Here is a 23,343-nt window from a genome sequence, read left to right as displayed (position 1 = left end):
CTCGATGCAGGTCAAAGGGAACCACGGGGGGCGGAGCTGTCGCCACGGATGATCTCGATGCCCGACGCACGCGGTGCGCTGCGCCGGGCCGCCGGCGCACGCGCCGGGGCCTCCGGGTTGCTTCGGGCCGCGGTGTTGCCGCGGCCGGCGAGGGCATCACCATCGATGCCGGCGAAGGCGTGGTTCTCCGGCCGCTGCAGTGCGAGCTGCTGTTCGGCATCGAGGCCACGCAAAGGATCGATCACGCCACGCGCCTGTGGAAACAGTGCAAGGTCAGGTTGCCCCGTATCAGCCGGGTTGCGCAGGGCCAGGAACAGCTTTCCCTGCTGCGCCCCCAGCAGCAGCCGGTTGGCATCGGCCACCGGCACTGCCAGCACCGCGCTGCGTGCCGGCTGGGTGGGCTCGCTGCCGGAACCATGGCTGCTGCCATTGCCTGTGATGTCCGCGGCGCGGGGGTCGTTGCGGGTATCGCCTTCGTTGCCGGCGACGGCATCGCCGGTGACCGGAGCGATGTCCTGCTGGCCGTAGCTGAGCACGCGCAGCCGTGACAGCAGCAGGCGGGTCTGCGCGGCCTCTGCCGGGCCGCTGGCGTTGGGCTGGGCATTGCGCAGGTTGAGGAAGACATCGACGAAATCACCCGGCAGGATGCGGTTTCCGGCGCCGACCAGTTCGTCCACCGGAACGGCCAGTGCGCGTTCGCCCGGACGCAGCTGCAGCGAGAATCCCTGTGCCAGGGCGCTGCTGCTGATGGCGGTGCCCTCGGCGATGTCCTGCACCGGTACCTTGCCGACCACGGCCGGGATGCTGGTGGCGGCACCGGCTACCGCCGTGGCCCGCTGCGCCAGGCGCAGGCTGTTGGCGGTGATCGGTTCACCGGCAGGCAGCCGGGCCACGGCTTCGACCACGGTGATCGCCTGGGCTTCGCTGTGCGCGACGGGGGCGGCCGTCGCTGGCGCGGCCGGTTTGCGCCCGATCATCAGGGCGATCACTGCCAGCAGCACGGCCAGCCCGATCAGGGCGACGGCAGCGATGCGGGTCAACTTGAGCATGGAACCGTCTCCTGTACCGATCGTCAGTTGCCGCTGCCGAGGTCGAGCTGGGCGACCGCGACACTACGGATGGGAGCCTGCATCACCCACTTGTAAAGCGTGGCGGTGCCCGGCAAAAAGGGATGGCTGGCGTAGTCATAGCTGACCGTCACCGTCATGCACTGGGCAGTGGCGAGGCCGGCGCAGGGTGCCTGCGCGGAGACCACGATGGCGTTGCTGCCGCCATTGCTGCAGTCGACACCCTGTCCAGAGAATTTCAACAGCCACTGCATCGAACTGCGGGCTGCGACGCAGGCTGCGGTACGCCGTTCATTGGCGCTGCCATAGCGCAATGAAGCGCGAGCGCCCTCGGCCGAGGCCGTCGCCAATGTCTGTTGCGCGGCCATGATCATCACGCCGGAGAACGTGAACAGCAGCAATGGCAGCAGGCCCAGCATCAGCATCAGGGCAAATTCGATGCTGGCCACGCCGCGTTGACGCCGCGGATTGCGGATGTTCATGCCACACCTCCATAGACGCTTGCCAGAACCCAGCCGATGCCGGCGATGGCCAGGTAGGCTGCATAGGGAATGCCGTGTCGTCCCTGGCGGGCGGCCTGCATGTCGCGCAGGGCGGGGTGCGATTGCCATTGGCTGCTGGCGCGGTTGACCTGCATCTGGAGGCCCGTGGGCAGCATCACGCCCAGACGGCGGCCAACAATGATCACTGCCGCGTGCAGGCCGGCCGCGAGACTGGCCACCACCCAGATCGGCAACAGGGCTTTCCAGCCCAGGATCAAGCCCAGTACCGCGAAGAACTTGACGTCGCCGGCGCCCATCCAGCGGATGGCATAGAACGGCAGCAGGGCCACCAGGCCGAGCGCCGCGCCCGCTGCGTGGGCAAGCCACGGCTGGCGCGGCGCGCTGAACTGCCCCGCGATGATCAATGCGATGGCAATGACGGATGCAGACAGCAGCCAGGCATTGGGCACCCGGCGGGCATACAGATCGCTGATCGCGATCCGCAGGCACACGCCGATGGCCAATAGTCCCAGCAACGTCATCGCACACTCCATCGTCCGTCATTGGACAGTCTGCAGTTGCCTCCGGGCACATCCCAGCACCGCTGCAGGGATGCGCGATGCACGCAGGCTCAGCCGCCGCCGGTCGCAGGTGTCGACCCGGAGGCCTTGGTGGCAAGGTCGGAGAGGTTCTTGAACAGCGTCTCGAAGAACCCCTTGATCTCCTTGTTGCCGACCGCGATCAGGATGCCGGCGATGACGGCGGCCAGCAGCCCGTACTCGAGCGCGGTGACGCCATCTTCTTCCTTCAGGAACTTGCGGATCGATGCGTTCATGGCCTTGTCTCCCTCTACTTGTTGTCTGCAGATGCAGGACACCTGTTGGGCGGTGGCCCGGCTCCGCCGGGATCGTCCGTGGGCCCCGCACGTCCTGGCGGGGTGGCATGACGGGAATGACCCGCCGTGCTCATTCTGGGTAATCGGCCCCGGGGGAAATGCCGGCCGCAACGTCGCAACCACGCGGCGCTGCGCCGGTGGCCGAACTGTTCTGCGATACGGTCGTGGTCATGCGCTCCCCCAGGTGTGGTCGTATTGAAGCGACCGGATCACCGTGTTATCGACTTTGCCTGAATGGCGGTTGGCTGCAACCGGAACCTATATGCAAATTCGGCAGAAACGCGCCGACCCTTAAACTTTCAGGCTGTTTCTGTGACGTATATCCGTTCGCCGGCAAAACGATTCATCGACGTGCAGATAATGTGATGTCGCAAATGGCGCATGCGAAAATCGTGCCACCGTCGACCACATTTTCTTCATCTGTGTATCTATTTTCTTCAGTGCAGGGTTCGGGTTTACCTTTGATGATTATCGGGCATACTCGGTTTCAGGTTGCTGCTTTCAACCGGGTTGGTCGCGCGGCACCAGCCACAGCGATCCCGGCAATGGCGAAGGTTCCTGGAGGAATGGTGTGGCCCTGTCAGGCAGGGGGGCCGCAGCGTGTTGCGGATCAACGGGGGGACGACACTGTCATGGTCGATGGTGGGGTAGAAGACAGCGACGACAGCGGCCTGCGATCGATTGATCTGGCGACGCTGAGCGGCGTGCTTCGTGTATGCGATGTCGAACTGCTGCTGCTCGATGGCAACGGGCCGCGGGCGGCCTTCGCTTCGCGCGTGCATGAGGAAGCCCTGTTCTGCAGCATCAGCTGCGGCTTCCATTGCCGTGGCCGCTTCATGCTGCCACCCGACTGGGCGATGCTGGGGTATCTGCACGCGACCGATGAAACGCTGAGCTGGTGCCACGGGGTGCCGCTTACGCCGGGGATGGCGCTGACGGTGATGCCCGAAGGCATCAGCGAGTTCACGCTGAGCCCAGGTACGCACATGACCCTGATGCTGGTGCCGGTCGCGCGGGTGCAACGCAAGTTGACCGAGCTGAGCCTGCGCAGCACGCCGCCCGCGGGCCAGGCGCTTTCACTGTTCAATCTGGCGAACGATTCTGCACCACTTGCCCATCATTATCAGCAGCTGCATCTTCAGCTCGGCCAGGGTGCTGGCCTGCAGCCGGAAGAAACCGAACGATTGCTGCACGAGCACGTGCAGGCCCTGCTCGGTGCAGGCGCCGCCGATCGCCCTGGTTGCAGCCGCGCGCGGCGCACGCATTATCTGATCGCGCAGCGGGCGGAGAACTTCATGCGGCTCAACCTGCGCCGCAATATCTACATGAACGAGATATGCGACGCGGCGGGTGTCAGCGAACGCGGCCTGCGCTATGCCTTCGAGGATCTGTTCGGAACCTCGCCCAACCGCTATCTGTCCATGCTGCGGCTGTGCGCTGCCTGCCGCAGCCTGTCGATGGCCGATTCCAGCCGCCGTTCGGTGAAGGCGATCGCCCTCAGCTGCGGCCTCTGGGACCTCTCTCGTTTTGCCGACAATTACCGCAAGGTCTTCGGCGAACTGCCGCGCGATACGCTGATGCGCGCTCCCGCGCAGATCGGCCAGCCGGCCTGAATCAAGCGCAGCAAGGGTTTCGGGGTGGTTTCTGCCGGAATTGCCCATGCGCTTGCCGATATCGTTGCCGCTTCTGCATAACCCGCTGCCGATTCCGGCCGTGGATTTGCCGGAATGCGCGATTGCCGTGCCGGAATGAAGTGCGCAGCCGCCGCCGCGAGCGCTGAAATGTCAATCACCTGCCAAACGGCAAGTCCACTGACATTCCAGTTGTTCGCCTACGGGGGAAGTGCTCATGAATCGCATCTACCGGCGTGTATGGAACCGCCAGCTCAATGCTCTGGTCGTGGCCTCCGAACTGGCCACCGGCGACAGCGGTGGCAGTGCCGCGCGGGATCCGCGCGCCTTCCTGCTGATGCCCACCACGCTCGCCCTGGCCCTGCTGTGTGCGCTGGCCAGTGGCCACGCAGGGGCCTCCGAATCCAATCAGTCGCTGCGTGATCTGCAGGCACTTGCAGCCAAGTACACCCAGCCCATGCCGGTCAAGGTCGATGCCGAGGTGGCCCTTGCGGCTGCCGCAAGCCAGGCCCAGAGCAGCCCGGCAATCAGCGCGGATGCGCGCGTCGGCCTGCAGTTGAGCACCGCGGCGCTGCCGGTGGTGCGTGACGTGCTGCCGGCCACTGTGCAGGTGAAGCTGGCCGCGAACACGGCGCCGAAGCAGGTCGCCGTCCCGGGGCTTGCTGCGGATGTCCGCGCGAAAGCCAACATCGGCCTCGGCGGTGCGCAGGTGGCATCCATCGATACCGGTGCAAAAGCGGCCGGCGGCATCAGCGGCGCGCCGGCTGGTGCACTGCGGGGCCTGAAGGCTTCTGTAGATGGCGCGCTGGATTCGAAGCTGAAGGTGGCAGGCCATCAGATCGACGCCCAGGGCCAGGCGAAGGCGACGGCGGCGATCACGCTGCCCGCCAAGGAGGAACTGCCGGGAGAAACCCACGATCGGGCGATCACTGCCGCATTCGATGCCGGTGCAGCCGGCAAAGTGCGCGTGCAGGCGCCGGATGGCCAGGAAGTGGTTGCCGATCGCAATCTGAAGCTGGCGGGCCAGGCAACGGTTGCGGCGCAGAACAGCGCATTGGGTGTTGGGGGGCTGGTGGGCGGCGTGGTCGGCGCCGCGGGCAACGCCGTCGGTGGCGCGCTCAACGGCACGGTCGGCACGGTCGGTGGCGCGGTCGGCGGAGCCCTCAACGGCACCGTCGGCAGTGTGGGCGGCGCCGTGGGCGGCACGCTCAACAACACGGTAGGCGCTGTTGGCGGCGCACTGAACGGCGCCGTAGGCACCGTCGGTGGTGCGGTGGGTGGAGCCCTCAACGGCACTGTCGGCAGTGTGGGCAGCGCCGTTGGCGGCACGCTCAACAACACTGTGGGGGCCGTGGGTGGCGCACTGAATGGCACTGTGGGCACGGTCGGTAGCGCGGTGGGGGGAGCCCTCAACGGGACCGTCGGCAGTGTGGGCGGTGCCGTAGGCGGCACGCTCAACAACACTGTGGGCGCCGTGGGTGGCGCACTGAATGGCACTGTGGGCACGGTCGGTAGCGCGGTGGGCGGAGCCCTCAACGGCACCGTCGGCAGCGTAGGCGGCACGCTCAACAACACCGTTGGCGCCGTAGGTGGCGCATTGAATGGCACTGTGGGCACGGTCGGTAGCGCGGTGGGGGGAGCCCTCAACGGGACCGTCGGCAGTGTGGGTGGTGCCGTAGGCGGCACGCTCAACAACACTGTGGGCGCCGTGGGTGGCGCATTGAATGGTACTGTGGGCACGGTCGGCGGCGCGGTGGGTGGAGCCCTCAACGGCACCGTCGGCAGCGTGGGCGGTGCCGTAGGCGGCACGCTCAACAACACTGTGGGCGCCGTGGGTGGCGCACTGAATGGCACTGTGGGCACGGTCGGTAGCGCGGTGGGGGGAGCCCTCAACGGGACCGTCGGCAGTGTGGGCGGTGCCGTAGGCGGCACGCTCAATAACACTGTGGGCGCCGTGGGTGGCGCACTGAATGGCACTGTGGGCACGGTCGGTAGCGCGGTGGGCGGAGCCCTCAACGGCACCGTCGGCAGCGTAGGCGGCACGCTCAACAACACCGTTGGCGCCGTCGGTGGCACGGTTGGCAGTGTCGGCACTGCGGTCGGCGGCACGCTCAACAACACGGTCGGTTCCGTCGGCGGCCTGCTTAATGGCGCCACTGGCTCCGGCACTGGCCTGGGTGGACTGCTGGGCAACACGCTCGGCAACGTCGGCAGCGCCGTGGGCAACCTGCTCAACGGCAACCTCAATGGCACCCTTGGCAATCTGGGCAGCGCGGTCGGCGGCCTGGTCGGTGGCACGCTGAGCGGCCTGGGCCTGACCAAGCCCTCCGCGATTCCACCCACCAGCCCGAAGGCACCTGCCGCGGCGGATCCGAATGCGGGCCTGGTCATCGGCACCGGCGGCCTGGTCGGCAATGTCGGCCAGCTGATCGGCCCGACCACCACCAGCCTGTTCGGTGGCAATGGCTACCTGAGCAACGGCAACCTCAAGCTCAGCAACGCCAACGTGATGCAGACCTATTCGACGGTCAACGTGCTGGGCCTGCCGGTGGTGAACCTGTCGCCGGTCGGCAGCACCCTCAACGGGCTGGGCGGTGCCGTTACCGGTGGCAGCTCGCACCTGACCCTGATCGGTGGTGTCACCTCCGACAGCTACATCTACAACATCAACAATGGCAATCCGGGCGGTCTGCTGGGCCTGCTGTTGCCGAAGGATTCGCCTGCCTGGGCAGCCAAGTGCCTGGACATCGCCCTGGCTGACATCTCGTGCTGGGCGGTCAACGCCGCGCAGGACTACCAGGTGCTGATGGGCGACGGTGCGTTCGCCAACGGTTCGAAGGAAGTGGTGATCGGTGCCAACGCACGCCACGAGCTGCCGAAGGTTGATGCCAACGTGGCATTCCCGGGTGATGGGGTCAACGACCCGAGCAACCCGACCGGTGTGCCGACCGCCGACTACGCTGCGCGCATGGGCCATTCGGTGATCGTCGGTGACAGTGCCGTGGGTACCGCCAACGGCCAGACCCTGCTGGGTGCTGAAGCCACCTCCAACCAGGCCAACTCGGTGGCCCTGGGCTACCGTTCGGCCGCACTGCGCGGTGCGCAGGCCAGCTACACCGCGTATGGCCTCACTGCGCCGCAGGTCTCGGCCGGTGAAGTTTCGGTGGGCACCGCCGGTGGTGGCGAGCGCCAGATCACCAACGTGGCTGCCGGCAGCGTCAACACCGATGCGGTCAACGTGGCCCAGTTGAAGGGTGCGATCAGCCTGATCAACGGCGTGGCCGATGCCGCGGTGACCTACGACCTGGATGCGGGCGGCAATCCGAACTATCGCCGCGTCACCCTCGGCGCCGGTACCGGCACCACCACCATCGGCAACCTGGCCGGCGGCGCGATCACCGCAGGCAGCCTGGAGGCGGTCAACGGTGGCCAGCTGGCTGGTACCAATGCAGCCATCGCCAGCTTCTTCGGTGGCCGCGCGGCGTTCGATCCGGCCAGTGGTGTCTTCACCGCACCGCTGTTCGAGATCAGCAGCATCTCCACCGGGGGCGCCATCGCCAAGGGCCTGTATGAGAACGCCACCGACGCGTTCGCGGCCGTCGATGGCTCGCTGGTCAACCTCAACACGCAGATCACCGACATCCGCAATGGCGGAACCAAGTACCTGCGGGTGAACTCCACCGGCACCGAGGCCGTGGCCAGCGGCACCGATTCAATCGCGGTCGGTACCAACGCCCGCGCCACCGCCGCCAACAGCATCGCGGTGGGCGCCGGCAGCCTGGCCGACCGTGCCAACAGTGTCTCCATCGGCGCGGCCGGTGCCGAGCGCCAGGTCACCAACCTGGCCGCCGGTACGGTGGCGACCGATGCGGTGAACGTGGGCCAGCTGCAGGCATCCGAGCAGGGCGCCCTGCGCTACGACCTCAACGGCGACGGCAGCGTCAACTACGCCAGCGCCACGCTGGGCCAGACCGGCACCGCCACCACGCTGCGCAACCTCGGCCCGGGCCAGGTCAGTGCCACCAGCAGTGAAGCCATCAACGGTGCCCAGCTGTTCGCCGCCAACCAGGCCGTGGCCACCCACCTCGGTGGTGGTGCAGCGGTCAACGCCAGCGGCGTGCTGACCGCACCGACCTACTCGATCAACAACGTCGCCGCCAACGGCACGATCACCAAGGGCAACTACAACGACGTCGGTACGGCCTTCGACGCGGTCAGCAACTCGCTGGCCAATGTGGCCGACCAGACCGGCGAGATCGACAAGCTGGCCGTGAAGTACGACGTCGATGGCAGTGGCAACGTGGTCAACAGTGTCTCGCTGAAGGGTACCGGCACCGGTGCGGTGAAGATCACCAACGTCGCCGCCGGCAGCATCCTGGCCGGCAGCAGTGATGCCATCACCGGCGACCAGCTGTTCAGCACGAACAGCACCATCGCCAACTACTTCGGTGGCACCACCGCCTACAACGGCACCACCAACGTGTGGACCGCACCGAAGTTCAGCATCTCCAGCATCGCTACCGATGGCACCTTCACCAGCGGTGACTACAACAACGTCACCGCCGCATTCACCGCTGTGGATGGCTCGCTGAAGGTCCTCAACCAGCGCATCACCAATGGTGGCGGTGGCAGTGCCTACCTGGCGGTGAACTCGACGGCAGCGGCTGCAACGGCGGCCGGCGCGGAGGCGGTGGCGGTCGGCCCGCAGGCCAGTGCTGCAGGTGCCAGCAGCGTGGCGGTCGGCAATGGCGCCAGTGCCAGCGCGGGCAACAGCGTGGCGCTGGGTGCCGGTTCGGTGGCCAGCGTCGGTGCGCAGAGCGGCTACACCGGCGCCTACGGCCAGACCGGTGCCAGCAACTCGGCCGGTGAAGTGTCGGTCGGCAGCAGCGGCAGCGAGCGCAAGATCACCCATGTTGCCGATGGCTCCGACGACCATGACGCGACCAATGTCGGCCAGCTGAAGAATGGCGTGAACTACGCCATCGACCAGTCCAAGTCCTACACCGACCAGAAGATCAAGAACATCACCAATGTGGCCGGCAGCTTCCGAGCCAACAACACCAACAACCTGGCCGACCCGTCCGCCAGCGGTGCCAATTCGGCCGCCGGTGGTGCAGGCTCCACCGCTGCCGGTGCCAATTCGACCGCGCTGGGCAATGGGTCGCAGGCACAGGCCGACAATTCGGTGGCCCTGGGTGCGGGTTCGGTTGCGAACCGGGCCAATACGGTGTCGGTCGGTGCCAGCGGTGCCGAACGCCAGGTAGTCAATGTGGCCGATGGTTCGCAGGCCACCGATGCGGTCAACGTGCGCCAGCTGCAGGCCTCGCAGCAGGGCACGATCCGCTACGACACCACGGTGAACGGCGCGACCAACTACAACAGCGTCACCCTGGGCAGCACCACCAGCGGCCCGACCACGGTGCGCAATGTCGCCGCGGGCACCGCCGGAACCGATGCGGTCAACGTGGACCAGCTGAAGTCGGGCATGGCACAGACCCTGGACTGGTCCAAGGCCTACACCGACGAGCGCATGGGCGGCTTCGAGCGCGACCTGCGCAAGACCGACAACCGCGCTTCGGCCGGTATCGCTTCGGCGATGGCCACCGCTGCCCTGCCGCAGCCCAGCGAAGCGGGCCGCAGCATGGCCTCGGTCGCAGCCGGCAGCTACAACGGTGAGTCGGGCGTGGCGATCGGTATCTCCGGTGTCTCCGAAGGTGGTCGCTGGATCTACAAGTTCAGCGGCTCCACCAACAGCCGTGGCGAGGCCGGCGTGGCCGTCGGTGCCGGCATCCAGTGGTGATCCCCGCCGCCGGGTCGCAGGTGCGGCCCGGCATCGCGGAAACGTCTACAGGGGGAACGACATGAAACAGCATCGCATCGCCCGCACCGGCCAGCTGGCCGCTACGCTGGGCCTGATCCTGGGGATGGGGCTGCTGGCCGCGTGCCGCAGCCATGCGCCGGCCGCCGACGGTCCGGCCGAAGCCACCGCCGTCCACTTCCCGGACGCCTCGAAGGCCTCGCTGAAGGAGGGCATCTATCCCGATGTCGCCGACCTGCGCCGCTTCGCGCCGGGCATGAGCAAGCGCCAGCTCTACACTTTGTTGGGCACGCCGCATTTCAACGAAGGCATGTGGGGCGTGCGCGAGTGGAACTACCTGTTCAACTTCCGGACGGCGCAGGGTGCCGAATACTTCACCTGCCAGTTCCAGGTGCGATTCGACAGCAAGGGCATCGCCCAGGGCGGCTACTGGAAGCCGGAATCGTGCGCGGCCGTGCTCGAGCCACCACGGCCACCCGCACCCCCGCCGCCGCCGGCACCGCTACCGGAACAGCCGCTGCGACTGTCTGCTGATGCACTGTTCGGGTTTGACAGTGCCGTGCTCAGCGCAGAAGGCCAGCGTGCGGTACAGGGGGTGTTGGCGCAGGTGCGCGAGGCCGCGCAGGTGCAGTCGATCCGGGTGACCGGATTCACTGATCGCATTGGCAGTGCCAGTTACAACCAGACGTTGTCGCAGCGCCGCGCCGAGGCCGTGCGAAATGCCCTGGTGCAGGGCGGGGTGCCCGCCACGGCCATCAGTGCCGAAGGGCGGGGTGCGGCCGAGCCGATCGTGCAGTGCGAGCAGCGCAACCGTCGCGAGCTGATCGCGTGCCTGGCACCGAACCGGCGCGTTCAGATCGCCGGGATGGCCCAGCCGCGCTGACAGTTCCACGCCGGGGAAGTGTCCCGGTATACCGAGTCCCCCCTGACCGCCGGCAGGACGTGGTTACGTCTCCCCCGTCGACCACGACTGCCGGCGGCTCAGGTTTTCTCCATGGTGCACGCGATGAATGCCCAATTCCTGCCTCTTTCCATGAAGACGGAAGCCACACTGAGTGTGTATGGCCAGCTCGGCAACCATGCCGTGGTGCGCATTCCCGGGCGGCGCCTGCCAGGGTTGATCCTGCAGGCCGATACCGTGGCCGGGTTCCTGGCGCAGCTGCAGGAAGCCCAGGCCTGCCTGCGCAGCGGCCGCGCACAGCGCACCGACGCCGAGCTGGACATGCTCATCGACGTGTTGCAGCAGTGGTATGCGCTGATCGAATCGCGCCTGGCCGACGCCGGCGAGGCGTTGTAGCGCCCCACGTACCCTCATCCACGCATGGCGTGGATCTACCGGGATCGTGTGCAGGATGGATACATCGTGGCGATGGCGGTAGATCCACGCCATGCGTGGATGGCTCTGCTCATGCGCGTGCGCGGATCAACCAGCAGGCAGCATCCACGCGGACCCGATCGCCCTCGATGAATGGCGTGAATCCTGCCAGCGCCTTGTCGCGGAGTGCGGCGGCGCGTTCTCCGGGCAGGTCTCGCAGGGCAAGACCCAGCGCACCGAGCTGCCCCACATAGGTCGGAAGTTCATTGCGGGCGAGCGAGCAGGACAGGTCCACCGCAGTCACTTCGACGTCCTTCCAGCCGGCGGCCTGCAGCAGGTGGTGGATGCGTTCACCGTCGGCGAAGGCGAACTGCCCGGGTGCGCCAGGTCTCCGCGGCGGCAGAACCAGCTCATCACCGATGGCCCGTTCGGCGGTCGTCATGAACGGGTTTTCCTCTGCGCTGCGCCAGGCAATGAAGCGCAGGCCCGAATCTGGCCTAGCTGCACGATGCAGGTTGGCGAACGCGGCCCCGGTATTCTCGAAGAACATCACCCCCACTCGCGACTGGATCCAGTCGAAGTGCGCGGAGGGCAGAGGGTGCTGTTGCGCGTCTGCGACGATGAAGTCAGCGTCCAGCCCCGCCGCTTCTGCGCGCTTGCGCGCCATTGCCAGCATCGGTGCGGAGATGTCCAGGCCGGTGCAGTGGGCGGCCGGGTGTGCCGCGCCGGCGGCAAGCAGGCTCGCGCCCGTGCCGCATCCAATGTCGAGCAGCTGCGTCACGCTGTCCGGCAACTCGGCGACCAGCAGGTCGGCCATCGGCTGGAACAGGCCATCGAGGATGGCCTGCTGGGCGACCCAGATCTGGCCGCCGGGGCCATTCCAGAGGGTGTTCTGATCAACGGGGGATGTGCTGGCCATGGCCTTGCCTTGTCCGGAAGTGGCCCATAGGTTGCTGCTTGAAGACGACTTGAGGTCAAGCCCATGCGTGAACTGGATATCGGCGAGGTGGTGAAGCGCAGCGGGGTGCCGGCCTCGACCCTGCGCTACTACGAGCAGCTGGGGCTGCTGCAGGCGCTGGGGCGCCGTGGCCTGCGACGGCAGTATGACGAGCAGGTGCTGGAACGGCTGGCACTGATAGGGCTGGGCCAGGCCGCTGGGCTGTCGTTGCAGCAGATCGGGCTGTCATTGCCACGGCAGGGCTGTATCACCCTGGATCGCGAGGCGTTGCTGGCGCAGGCCGAGGTGCTGCAGCGGCAGATCACCCAGCTGCAGCGGGTGCGGCGGCATCTGCAGCGGGCCGCGGCATGCCCGCAGGCAGAGGATGCCCGGAAGTGCGGTTCGTTCCGGAAACTGTTGCGCGCGCAGCAGCGAATGGGTGGGTGAGAGGAGGGCATCCACGCATGGCGTGGATCTACTGCACCACGACTTCGGCAGATCCACGCCATGCGCGGATGAATCAGTCGCGGGTGCTGACTTCCCACGTGGCATGCAGCACGCCCGGTACGTGCTCCATCCGCGCCAGCACCACATCCAGCTCGTCGGCACTCACAGCGGTACTGACCAGCACGGCGATCACATCGGAGGGCGCGTCGGCATGCTCGACCACCTGCACATCGCCTACCGGGTACTGTGCCGCTTCCAGCGCGTCGACCAGCCGTTCGCGCACCCGCGGCACGGCTTCGGCATCCACGCTCAGTCGCACTTCATAGGTGGCTTCGGTGGCGGCCTCGTTGATCGGAATGCGGTTGATCGCGTTCACCAGCGGCCGCAGCAGGGTATTGCCGGCGATGATCAGTACGGTCAACAGCACGCCTTCGGCCAGCATGTCCGCGCCGGTGCAGCTGCCCACCGCCGCCGAGCACCACAGGGTGGCGGCGGTGTTCAGGCCGCGTACGTTCATGCCTTCCTTCATGATCACGCCGGCGCCGAGGAAGCCGACGCCGGAGACCACGTAGGAGATCACCCGCACGGCTTCGGCGCTGCCGGCGATGCGCATGCCCAGGTCGACGAAGGCGGCCGCGCCCACGGCCACCAGTACGTTGGTGCGCAGGCCGGCGGTGCGCTGCCGGTACTGGCGCTCGGCGCCGATCAGCGTGCCCAGTACGAAAGCGGCCAGCAGGCTGACCACGGTGTCGGCGAAGGGGCCTGCCTGGAAGGTTTCGATGAAGCGCATGGCCGGAGTCTACCCCGGTCATGTGACGGTGGAACCATGCCATGCGTGGATACCCGGATGGGCCACAAACGACTTGATCCCCTCCGTCCCCTTTTTCGGGATCAGTCGGTGTCCTCGACCCGCTCGCCCATCAGTTCGCGCTGGCGCTTGTCCAGTTCTTCGGCGTAGCGCTTGCGCACGAAGGCCTCGGAGACCACGCCCAATACCTGGCCGTCGGCAGCCACCACGGCCAGCTCGTCGGCCTGGGTCTGGTCGAAGCGCTGCATCACGCTGACCACGTCGGACGATGGTGCCAGCGAAACGTCACGGTTCTCGGCCAGTTCGCCGATCAGGGCTTCCGGCTTCACGCCATCGCCGTAGACCCGTGGAATCTGCACGATGCCGGCATAGTGGCCCTCACTGTCGATCAGGATCACCCGGGTGCCCGAGCCCAGCGGAAAGCGTTGGCGGAAGGAGGCCACATCGAGATCGGCCGGGGCGGTGGCCACGCCCTTGCGCATCAGGCGCCCGGCATTGAGGTTCTGCACCCAGCCGACGTCGCGGGCGCTCTTGATGGTTTCTCCGCGCAGGTGCATGCGCCAGGTTGAGAACGAGTAGCCGAACCACTGCCTTACCAGCGTGCTGGACACCAGCACCGCGCTCATCACCACGCTGGTCAGCAGGAAGTCGTGGGTGCCTTCCAGCACCAGCATGGCCATCGTCATCGGTGCGCCGACCACGGCGGCGGCCAGCGCGGCCATGCCGGCCAGGGCGGCCGAGGTGGCGTCGACCACCGGAACGCCGGTGGCCATGCCCAGCAGCCCGGCGAACAGCGCGCCGACCAGGGTGCCCATGAACAGCGAAGCGAAGAACAGGCCGCCACGGAAGCCGAAACCCAGCGAGATGCCCGAGGCCAGGCACTTCAGGGTCAGCAGGCCGCCGATCCAGATCAGTGGCAGGTGTGTGGTCAGGTCCAGGTGCAGTGCGCCGTGTCCGGACGAAAGCACCTGCGGGCTGGCCAGCGCCAACGGAATCAGCAGCAGGCCGCCGACCACCGGCCGTCCCCAGGCCGGCAGCGGGCTGCGCTTGACCGTGCCTTCGATCGATGCGATCAGCCGCATGATGGCGATGCCGACCATCGCGCAGCAGCAGCCGAGCAGGCCGTAGATCGCGTAGTCGGCGGCGCGCACGTCGATGGTGGAGGCCGCTGGCAGCAGATAGGCCTCGATGCCGGCCTGGTCGGCCACGAAGGCGCCAGCCAGCGCGGCGACGGCCACCGGTGCCAGTGCGGCCGGGGTGTAGGCGCCGATGACGATCTCGAAGGCGTAGAACGCACCGGCCAGCGGCGCACCAAACGCAGCGGCGATGGCGCCGGCGGCACCGGCACCGACCAGGATGCGCACGTCGTTGCGACGCAGTCGCATCACCCGGCCCAGCTGCGAGCCGCTGCCCGCGCCCATCTGCGTATACGAAGCCTCCAGGCCGACCGACGCGCCGCAGCCGTTGGACAGCAGGGTCTGGGTCAGCACGATCAGGTTGTCGCGCATCGACATGCGGCCGCCGTGCAGGGCATTGGCTTCGACCGCATCGAGCAGTGGCCGTTTCAGCCGCGTCGCCGCAAGGCTGACCAGGCCGACCAGCAGCCCGCCCAGTGGCAGCACCAGCAGCGCGGTCCAGGTCAGCGAGGGCAGGGAGCTCAGGCGCATGCCTTCGTCCAGCCCATACAGCGTGCCCTGCAACCAACGTGCGATGCCCGACTGCAGCAGGGTCAGGTAGCCGGCGATCAGGCCGACCAGCAGCGCCAGTGCGATGAACCACAGATCGCTGCCGCGCAGGCGCAGGCGCAGGCCCTGGAAGGCCAGATGCAGGCGCGATGGCGAAACGGGCGAAGACATGGTGGCGGCATGATACGCCGCCACCGTGAGCGCCACCGTCACCGCATCGGGCGGCTACCGGCTCAGAAGCGGTAGCGGCCCTGCACGTAGAAGGTGCGTGGCGCCGCCACCATGCGGCCGGCGTTGCCATCGACGTTGCGGGTGTACCAGCGCTTGTCGGCCAGGTTGTTCACGCCCAGCGCGATCTCGCTGTCACCCAGCCCCGGCACCTGCCAGGCCACCTGGGCATTCCACAGGCGCACGCCCGGCACGCGGCCCACGCGCGCGTCGGCGCTCTCGGCCCAGGTATTGGCGGCGTCGGAGAACTGGCCGCTCTGGTGGGTGCTGGAGAGGTTGAAGGTCCAGCCAGCCAGCGCGTAGCGGGCGCCGATGCTGTCGGTGTCGCGCGAGTAGAACGGCACGTCCAGGCCGCGGTTGTCGCCGGACTGCTGGATCGCCTTGGTCCAGGTGTAGTTGGCGTACAGCTCAAGCCCGGCCAGCGCGCTGTCTTCGGCGAAGTGGTACTCCAGTGCGCTTTCCACGCCCTTGTGGTCGGTGGCGCCGATGTTCTGGAAGGTCGGCGGGGTGATGCCCGGCACCTGCAGGATCTGGTTGTCGAAGCGCATCTTGAACACGGTCACTTCCGCGCGCAGTGCACCGTCCTGCCAGCGCGCGCCCAGCTCGGTGGTCTTGGCCACTTCCGGGTTCAGCGGGTTGCTGGCGGTCTGCGAATTGAGCTGGATGTTCTGCACCGGTCCGAACGAGGTGGTGTAGTTGCCGAACACGGTCAGCTGCGGGGTCAGCAGGTAGGCGACGTTGAGCGAGGGCAGGGCTTTGTCGTTGCGGCTGCTGAAGGTGGCCGTACCGCCGGCCTGGCGGCGGTCCATGTCGATCCACTCCATGCGCACGCCGGGGGTGATCCGCCACTGGCCGATGGCGATGCGGTCGTCGATGTAGAAGGCGTGCGCATCGGTCGCGTTGTCGAAGCGGGTGGTGGCACTGGCCGCGCCGGTACGGCGGGTGACGGTGTAGCTGCGGTCGTTGCCGCGCTCGCGCAGGAAGCGGTAGCCGGCGGTGATGTCATGCACCGTGCTGCCCCAGTGCAGGCGCTGGGTATAGCGCGGCTCGATGCCAAGCACGCGGTAGTCGCGCGGCTGCACGGTCCACTGGGTATTGGCGGCGTTGATCAGCGAGCTGGCACGGGTGCTCTCGTTGTAATAGGCCAGCACCTCGAACTCGCTGTTGGCCGACAGCGTGTTGGTGTAGCCCAGGTCGATGCCGGTGCGATGGCCCTTCCAGAAATCGGTCGGCCGGGTGTTCTGGAACGGATCGGCCTCGTACTGCGCGCGGGTCAGGCCGCCCGGCGTCAGCGAGCGCACGTCGTAGTACGACAGCTTGGCGCGCAGCTCCTGCTGTTCGTCGATGGCGTAGGCGAACTTCAGCGCGAGATCGTTGAAGCGGTCATCGCTGCCCTGGCGCCAGCCGCGGCCATCCTGGCCGGAGTAGAGCAGGGCGGCGCCCAGACCGTTGTCGCCGGTGCCGCCGAGGAAGGCGTTGTACTGGGTGCTGTCACCGCCGCCATGGTCGTAGGCGGTGTAGCGCACGCCCGCTTCGCCGTGCAGGCCGGCCTCGGTGGGAATGGCGCGGGTGCTGAAGTTGATGATGCCGCCCACGTTCTGCGGCCCGTAGCGCACCGCGCCGCCGCCGCGCACCACGTCGATCGACTCGATGTTGGACAGGCTGGTCGGCGCGAACGACAGCTGCGGCTGGCCGTACGGCGCCACTGCCAGTGGCACGCCATCGAGCAGCACGGTCGAGCGCGGCGAGTAGCGGCCGGTGAGGCCACGCACACCGATGTTCAGCGACACCGAACTGCCGGCGGTGCCGGAGTTGTCTGTGACCTGCACGCCGGGGATGCGGCGCATGGCATCGCCGATGCTGGCCGCGCCGCTGGCCTCGATGCGCTGGCGGTCGACCACGGTACGTGCGCCGGCGAAGCTCTTCACGCTGTCATGCAGGCCGGTGCCCAGCCAGCTGCCGGAAACCTGGATGCTGTCCATCGTGGTGGCGCCGTCCTGGGCGAAGGCGGTAGCGGCCGGGAGCAGGCACAGGGCAAGGGCGGCGGCCAGCGGCAGGCGGGCCGGTTGCAGGGCAGGGATGGGCATCGGTGCGGGCTGTGGAAGGTGGTAAATGAGAATTATTGCTGATTCCATTCGCCAATGGAATGCGCCGCCGGTTCACGCTGATGCCCCGGTGGTAGAGTGGGCGATTGCTTCCTGACTCGCTGAGATCCGCCATGTCCCAAGCCGCCTTCTACCCCGTCGGAACCCCTGGCCAGCCGTGGGGAGCGGCGGAACGGGAGGCGTGGCGCGGTCGCCAGCAGCGCCTGCGTCGCTACGACGATGAGGTGCTGCCGCGCATCGAGGCGCTGGCCTCGCGCTTCGACAAGGTGGCCTACGGGCAGCTCGATTACGCTGGCGAGACCTACACCCTGTTCGCCCTGCGCAGCCGCGACTGGAACCCGGAGTTGCCGGCCGCGCTGGTCACAGGTGGCGTGCATGGGTATGAAACCAGCGGCGTGATGGGCGCGCTGGAGTTCCTTGAGAAGCACGCCGACGACTATGCCGGCAAAGCCAACCTGCTGGTGGCGCCGTGCGTGAACCCGTGGGGTTTCGAGCGCATCAACCGCTGGAACTTCGATGCGATCGATCCGAACCGCAATTTCCGCGCCGATGGTCCGGCACGCGAATCGACCGCTGTCATCGAGCTGATCGCGCCGTACAAGGGACAGTTCGTGCTGCATATCGACCTGCACGAAACCACCGACAGCGACGAGAGCGAGTTCCGCCCGGCGCTGGCCGCACGTGACGGCAAGCCGTTCGAGCCGGGCCTGATTCCGGATGGCTTCTATCTGGTGGACGACAGCGAGAACCCGCAACCGGCCTTCCAGCAGGCGGTGATTGCCGAGGTGGAGAAGGTCACCCACATCGCCCCGGCCGACGACACGGGCGAGATCATCGGTTCGCCGGTGGTCGCCCATGGCGTGATCGAGTACCCGCTGGTGAAGCTGGGCCTGTGTGCCGGCATCACCGGTGCGACCTACACCACCACCACCGAGGTCTACCCGGACAGCCCGCGCGCCACCCTGCAGCAGTGCAATGACGCGCAGGTGGCCGCGGTGTGTTCGGCGCTGGATTACGCGTTGGCGCATCGTTGATCGGATAACCGGCATCCCATCCACGCGTGGCGTGGATCTACCGGGCTCTCATTCCATCCACGCCATGCGTGGATGGCGCGGTGGTGGGTGTGTCACCCCAGCGCGTCGGCCCACCAGAGGGCGGCCGGCCCCGGCGGCGTATCGCGGCGCCACAGCAGGTCGCTGTGGATGCGTCGTGGCCAGCCGGGCAGGGTCAGTTCCACCAGCTGCCCGCGGTCGTAGCGCCGTACCAGCGCGCGTGGCAGCTCGGCCCAGCCGATGCCGTCCTCGGCCATCTCCATCACCATCAGGTAGTCGGTGGCGGTCCATGCCAGGCCCGTGGCCGCGCGGGTGTGGTCGACCTCCGCGCTCAACCGCACCTGCCGGTGCCGTGCCAGCTGGGCAGCCGCGCGCCGGCCGGCGTCGGCCAGCGGATGGCCGCGCGCCACATACACTGACAGTTCGCTGTGGTGCGCCAACGGTCGTGCCACCAGGCCGTCCGGATAGCTTTCCTGGCGTGGCAGCAGGCCCAGCGCGGCGCGACCACTGCCGACCAGTTCCAGCACGTCGTCGCCTTCGGCATCCAGCCATTCCAGTTCGATCTCCGGGAATGCTTCGGCAAAGCGTTGCAACACACGCTGCGCCGGATCGAGCTGGTACACATCGGAAAACACCACCGTCAGCCGCGCCTCGACCGGCGCCGCCAGGCGCACGCTCAACTGCTGCAGCCGTGCATCGGCGGCGAGGATTTCCTGCGCGTGGCCAAGCACCTGGCGCCCGGCCTCGGTCAGCTGCGGGTAGCGTCCGCTGCGGTCGAACAGGCTGACGCCCAGGTCCGCCTCCAGATGGGCGATGGCGGTGCTGACCGTCGATTGGGTCTTGCGCAACCGGCGTGCGGCTGCCGAGAACGAGCCGAGCGCGGCCGCTTCGACGAAGGCCTGCAGGGACTCAGGGGAATAGGGCATTGATCCATCGCTCCTGTCGATGGAATCCATTTTGAATCGACCGTAAAAGGCGATGATACTGGCCGCCGTCGCCCCTGTCAGTGGGGGCGTTACGGATCATCCACGCATGGCGTGGATCTACTGATGGCGGGGCACGACCCCCGTCCCGCAAGGAGTTTCACATGTCCCGTACTGTTCCTGCCCGTGGCGCGCTGGTCGCCTGGGCCTGCCTGACCGTGGCGATCGTCGCCGAAGTGGTCGGGACCTCGTTCATGGCCCATGCCGCCCGCGACGGCGGCTGGACCGGCTACCTGATCATGGCCGGCGCGCTGGCGCTGTCCTATTACTTCCTGGCCCTGTCGGTGCGCCGCATCGCGGTCGGTGTCGCCTACGCGGTGTGGGAAGGCCTGGGCCTGACCCTGCTGACCGTGGTCGGCCTCACCGTGTTTGGCGAGAGCCTGTCGCTGCAGCAGCTGGCCGGCCTCGTGCTGGCGGTGGTCGGCATCGTCTGTGTCACCCTCGGGGAGGCGCACTGATGAATACCCTCGCCCTGTTTTTCGTGATCTGTTCGGCCTTGATCGACGTCGCCGCCAACATGATGGTGGCCAAGTCGGAAGGCTTCCGCCGCTGGCGCTGGGGTGTCGGCGCGATCGTCATGGTCTGGATCGCCTTCGCCCTGCTGGGCCAGGCAGTGCGCTACATGGACCTGGCCACTGCGTATGCGATGTGGGGTGCGATCGGCGTGATCGGTACTGCCACCTGCGGCCGCCTGCTGTTTGGCAACCGCCTGCGCCCGATCGGTTGGGTCGGTATCGGTCTGGTCACCGTGGCGGTGCTGCTGCTGAGTACCGCGAAGTAACGCGTTGCTGTGCCAACCAAGGTTGGCACCTACCAGTGCTGAGTCGCTGGTAGGTGCCTGCCGGAGCGTGAGCCGCCGCAAGCAGACGCCCCGGGGACGATCTCCCCGGGGCGTTGCTGTTTCTGCAGCGGTCAGAAGCGTGCGGTGAAGTTCAATCGCGTGGTACGGCCCGGGCCGGGCATCAGGCTCATCGCCAGCGTGTCCATGTAGTAGGTATTGCGCAGGTTGCTGACCACCAGTTCCACTTCGGCCTTTGGGGTGAACTGCCACCGCGCATAGAAGTCGTAGATCGCGGTGGGCAGGTAGATGTTCTGCAACCCGGTCGAGCCGGTGGTATTCCAGGGCTTGTCCAGTTCGTGGGTGGGGCCGCTGTTGTAGGTGCGACGGATGCCGGTATCGAGCCGCTTGTCGAACAGGCGGAAGCCCAGCGTGCTGTGGATCGAGTACTTCGGCGGATTCTGCGCGTTGACGAACGAGGTGCCGAAGCCGCCATCTACGCAGTCAGGGGTGGTGTCCAGCTTGCTCCACTTCGCATAGGGGTCTTCGCGCAGGCGCTTGGCAGTGGCCGAATCGCAGGTGCGCGCACGCTGGTAGTAGCTGGCCGACAGATCCAGGTAGGCGATGCCGGCGTCATAGCCGGACTGCAGCTCGTAGCCCGACACCGTGTAGTTGTCCACGTTGTCGACGTAGAACGCCCAGTTGCTGGAGTCGAAGCGGCGGGTGATCGCGTTGTCGATATCGTTCTTGAACCACGCCACCTTGAACGCCAGGCGGTCGCCATCGCGCCAGAGGTCCTGCTTGAGCAGGCTGAAGCCGATGTCCCAGGAGCGGTTCTTTTCCGGCTTCAGGTCGGCCACGGGTGCCGAGGTGCTGTTTCCCAGCGTCGATTCGAACAGACTGGGCATCTTCCAGCCCTGCGCATACTTCACGTAGAAGAACATGTCCTCGTCGAGGTTGAAGCGGGCCTCGGCATACGGTGCGAAGCCGTGGCCGGAACGGCGGATCGCTGGCTTGTAGCCCCACGCGGTGGGAATCTGCTTGGTGTAGAAACCGTTGGCGCCGCGCGGGTCGGGAATGAAGCCATCAAAGTCGTAGCTCTGGCCCAGCGTGCTGTCGCCATAGGGCGTGGCCCGCAGCGAGTCGTAGGTGTAGTTGCCCTGCGCATCCGGGTACCACTCCTTGTACCAGCCCGGCAGCAGCTGCCCGCCCTTGCTCAGGCGCGCGAAGGTGTAGCGCAGGTCGCGCGATTCACTGACGAAGGCGACCCGATTGCGGTCGCGGGTGCGGTAGTCGATGAAGCGGCCACCAGCGGTCAGCGACAGCCAGTCCCACGGTTGCCACTGCAGCGAGGCGACAACGCTGGCTTCGCGGCGCGTGCCGGAGCGCAGGTAGCGGTTGTTGTTGTAGTCCACCGGCAGCACCGGTGAATTCGGTGCGGTGTCCTCGTGCTGGAACGCAGCACCATAGCGCAGCGTCCAGTCGCCCAGGCTGTTGTTGAAGCGGGTGGTGTTGCTGCTGTCCACGCCCCAGCGCCGGGTTTTCACGTCCGACTGCAGGCCCGGGCCATAGGTTTCCCCCAGCGTGTCCGGCATCTGGTCGTTGGGCACGTCCTTGAACAGCGGCGTGTTGGCGATGTTGCTGTTGAACATGCGGCTGGTGGCGGTGGTGAACCACAGCGTGCTGCTCAGGTCCAGCCACGGGTGTGCCTCGGGCCGGTAGCGGTGGCGCAGCGAGGTGGCGTTGAGCCGCATTTTCCCGGGCTCGAACTGGAACATGGTGTTGGCCTTGTCCACGTAGGTCACCCATTCGTTGGACTCGCCCACGCGGCCGATCGCCGAGGGCATGATCTCGCCGAAGCTGGAGTTGAAGTAGCGGTGGCTCAGCTCCAGGCGCTGGTCGGGGTTGGGCGTCCAGGTGAATTTCAGCAGCGCCGATTCGTTGTCGGTATGCGTGTTCAGCACCTCATCGCCGGGGTGGTACATGTCCGAGACCGCCTGGCTGGACATGCCGGTACCGCCGCTGGACAGGTGCTGGTTGTCGTACCGGTGGGCGCCGTTGCTGCCAGCGAAGTAGTTGCCCTGGCGGCGCCGCGCATAGGCCGCCACCAGCTGCCAATCCTCGCCACGCTGGGCGAAGGCCACGCTGCCGTTCCAGTCGCGCGGATCACGCAGGCTGTTGCGGTTGTCGCTGCCGCGCGCGATCTGCTTGAACGTGCGGGTGCGGTCGATGCTGTTGTCGGCCACGCCACCACGCACACGCAGGCCCCAGGCCTGGCCGTCGTCGAGGATGTCATCGACGTTCAGCGTTTCCATGTAGACCACACCACCGATCGCGCTGGCGGCGTTGGCGGCCAGGCTCGGCCCCTTCTCGATGCTGACCGAACTGATCAGGTCCGGGTCGAGGTAGCTGCGCTGCTGCACGCCGGCATAGCCGCGGTATACGTCGATGGCCTGCTGGCCGCCGTCGATGATCACCGGCACCCGGTTCTGGCCCTGAAGGCCACGAATGTTCACGTCCAGCGCACCGCCATTGCGCACGTCGGCGGTGTGCACGCCGACCGCACCGGCCAGCACATCACCGATCGACTGGCCGCGGAACCGCTCCAGCTGCTGGCGGTCCAGGTGCACGCGCGAGCCGCTGTCGCGGTAAACCGCATCGGCATCGGCTAGGCCCCACGGCGATGCGCCTTCGCTGGCCTGGCCGGCGACCCGCAGCGTACCGATCTGGCGCACGCCGGCTTCAGCCGCTGGCGCGGGTTGCAGCACCACGCCGCTGTCATCGCGCTGGAAGGCCAGGCCGGTACCAGCCAGCAGCTGCGCCAATGCCGCATCGGTATCGAGTGTGGCCTGCACGCCATTGCTGTGGCGGCTACGGGTCAGGCGTGCATCGGCGGCGATGGACAGCCCCGATTGCTGGCCGAACGCGGTCAGGGCCTGGTCGAGCGGGCCGGCGGCGATCTGCCAGCGGACCGTAGCGGTGGATGCCTGTGCATGGGCAGCGGCCGGCAGCAGGGCGGGCGTGGCCAGGGCCAGGCACAGGGCAATGGCCAGAGGGCGGGGGGAGGGGCAAGGCACTTTCATGGAGGCGGCAACATCCGCAATGGGTTCCC

General features: G+C 67.2%; 18 protein-coding genes. 8 read left to right on the top strand and 10 right to left on the bottom strand.

Going from position 1 to position 23,343, the window contains the following annotated elements:
* Positions 1-11 precede the first annotated feature (11 nt).
* The 4 genes from cpaB to AC5P88_RS09535 form a co-directional block, all read right to left on the bottom strand.
* A complete protein-coding gene (gene cpaB, locus AC5P88_RS09550; RefSeq protein WP_495224880.1) occupies positions 12-1,049 on the bottom strand; it encodes a Flp pilus assembly protein CpaB in 1,038 nt (345 codons plus the stop codon).
* 23 nt (positions 1,050-1,072) lie between these two features.
* Complete coding sequence (locus AC5P88_RS09545) at positions 1,073-1,549, bottom strand: TadE/TadG family type IV pilus assembly protein (protein WP_005413739.1); 477 nt, start codon at positions 1,547-1,549, stop codon at positions 1,073-1,075.
* Complete coding sequence (locus AC5P88_RS09540; RefSeq protein ID WP_495224879.1) at positions 1,546-2,091, bottom strand: A24 family peptidase; 546 nt, start codon at positions 2,089-2,091, stop codon at positions 1,546-1,548. Before AC5P88_RS09540 ends, AC5P88_RS09545 begins: the two co-directional genes overlap by 4 nt.
* 89 nt (positions 2,092-2,180) lie before the next feature.
* Complete coding sequence (locus AC5P88_RS09535) at positions 2,181-2,384, bottom strand: Flp family type IVb pilin (protein ID WP_099553287.1); 204 nt, start codon at positions 2,382-2,384, stop codon at positions 2,181-2,183.
* A gap of 692 nt (positions 2,385-3,076) precedes the next feature.
* On the opposite strand from AC5P88_RS09535, the gene AC5P88_RS09530 reads away from it, so the two are divergent.
* The 4 genes from AC5P88_RS09530 (at position 3,077) to AC5P88_RS09515 (ending at position 11,190) form a co-directional block, all read left to right on the top strand.
* A complete protein-coding gene (locus tag AC5P88_RS09530) occupies positions 3,077-4,057 on the top strand; it encodes an AraC family transcriptional regulator (protein ID WP_099553288.1) in 981 nt (326 codons plus the stop codon).
* A gap of 235 nt (positions 4,058-4,292) precedes the next feature.
* The gene (locus tag AC5P88_RS09525) at positions 4,293-9,875 is read left to right on the top strand and encodes an ESPR-type extended signal peptide-containing protein (RefSeq protein ID WP_495224878.1); all 5,583 of its coding nucleotides are present in this window, start codon (positions 4,293-4,295) and stop codon (positions 9,873-9,875) included.
* Between the two features lie 61 nt (positions 9,876-9,936).
* Entirely contained in the window at positions 9,937-10,776 is an 840-nt protein-coding gene (locus AC5P88_RS09520) for an OmpA family protein (RefSeq protein ID WP_111203859.1), read from the top strand.
* Between the two features lie 123 nt (positions 10,777-10,899).
* Entirely contained in the window at positions 10,900-11,190 is a 291-nt protein-coding gene (locus tag AC5P88_RS09515) for a DUF6959 family protein (RefSeq protein ID WP_014037513.1), read from the top strand.
* Between the two features lie 109 nt (positions 11,191-11,299).
* On the opposite strand, the gene AC5P88_RS09510 is transcribed toward AC5P88_RS09515, so the two are convergent.
* Positions 11,300-12,127 (bottom strand): class I SAM-dependent methyltransferase, encoded by an 828-nt coding sequence (locus AC5P88_RS09510; protein WP_495224877.1) that lies wholly within the window; start codon positions 12,125-12,127, stop codon positions 11,300-11,302.
* Positions 12,128-12,190: 63 nt separating this feature from the next.
* Between AC5P88_RS09510 and AC5P88_RS09505 the strand changes: the two genes are divergently transcribed.
* Complete coding sequence (locus AC5P88_RS09505) at positions 12,191-12,592, top strand: MerR family transcriptional regulator (protein ID WP_049427164.1); 402 nt, start codon at positions 12,191-12,193, stop codon at positions 12,590-12,592.
* Between the two features lie 73 nt (positions 12,593-12,665).
* On the opposite strand, the gene AC5P88_RS09500 is transcribed toward AC5P88_RS09505, so the two are convergent.
* The 3 genes from AC5P88_RS09500 to AC5P88_RS09490 form a co-directional block, all read right to left on the bottom strand.
* Entirely contained in the window at positions 12,666-13,382 is a 717-nt protein-coding gene (locus tag AC5P88_RS09500; protein WP_049427162.1) for an MgtC/SapB family protein, read from the bottom strand.
* Between the two features lie 101 nt (positions 13,383-13,483).
* Positions 13,484-15,256: a chloride channel protein gene (locus AC5P88_RS09495; protein WP_495224876.1), complete on the bottom strand. Its 1,773-nt coding sequence runs from the start codon at positions 15,254-15,256 to the stop codon at positions 13,484-13,486.
* A gap of 62 nt (positions 15,257-15,318) precedes the next feature.
* The gene (locus tag AC5P88_RS09490; protein WP_495224875.1) at positions 15,319-17,400 is read right to left on the bottom strand and encodes a TonB-dependent receptor family protein; all 2,082 of its coding nucleotides are present in this window, start codon (positions 17,398-17,400) and stop codon (positions 15,319-15,321) included.
* A gap of 131 nt (positions 17,401-17,531) precedes the next feature.
* On the opposite strand from AC5P88_RS09490, the gene AC5P88_RS09485 reads away from it, so the two are divergent.
* Positions 17,532-18,452: a M14 family metallopeptidase gene (locus AC5P88_RS09485; RefSeq protein ID WP_495224874.1), complete on the top strand. Its 921-nt coding sequence runs from the start codon at positions 17,532-17,534 to the stop codon at positions 18,450-18,452.
* 92 nt (positions 18,453-18,544) lie between these two features.
* On the opposite strand, the gene AC5P88_RS09480 is transcribed toward AC5P88_RS09485, so the two are convergent.
* On the bottom strand, positions 18,545-19,396 hold the full coding sequence (locus AC5P88_RS09480; RefSeq protein ID WP_495224873.1) for a LysR family transcriptional regulator: 852 nt from the start codon (positions 19,394-19,396) through the stop codon (positions 18,545-18,547).
* A 161-nt stretch (positions 19,397-19,557) separates the two neighbouring features.
* Here AC5P88_RS09480 and AC5P88_RS09475 point away from each other — a divergent pair, with 161 nt between their 5' ends.
* Positions 19,558-19,911: an SMR family transporter gene (locus tag AC5P88_RS09475; RefSeq protein WP_019659945.1), complete on the top strand. Its 354-nt coding sequence runs from the start codon at positions 19,558-19,560 to the stop codon at positions 19,909-19,911.
* The gene (locus AC5P88_RS09470; RefSeq protein ID WP_110712584.1) at positions 19,911-20,234 is read left to right on the top strand and encodes a DMT family transporter; all 324 of its coding nucleotides are present in this window, start codon (positions 19,911-19,913) and stop codon (positions 20,232-20,234) included. Before AC5P88_RS09475 ends, AC5P88_RS09470 begins: the two co-directional genes overlap by 1 nt.
* Before the next feature lie 131 nt (positions 20,235-20,365).
* Here the strand turns inward: AC5P88_RS09470 and AC5P88_RS09465 are convergent, their stop codons facing one another.
* The gene (locus AC5P88_RS09465; protein WP_495224872.1) at positions 20,366-23,314 is read right to left on the bottom strand and encodes a TonB-dependent receptor; all 2,949 of its coding nucleotides are present in this window, start codon (positions 23,312-23,314) and stop codon (positions 20,366-20,368) included.
* Between the last annotated feature and the right edge of the window lie 29 nt (positions 23,315-23,343).

It is taken from the genome of Stenotrophomonas sp. YJH_SMC_8, assembly GCF_059371315.1.
Note: the sequence above shows the minus strand (reverse complement) of the source record. Positions and strands in the feature narration are given on the sequence as shown.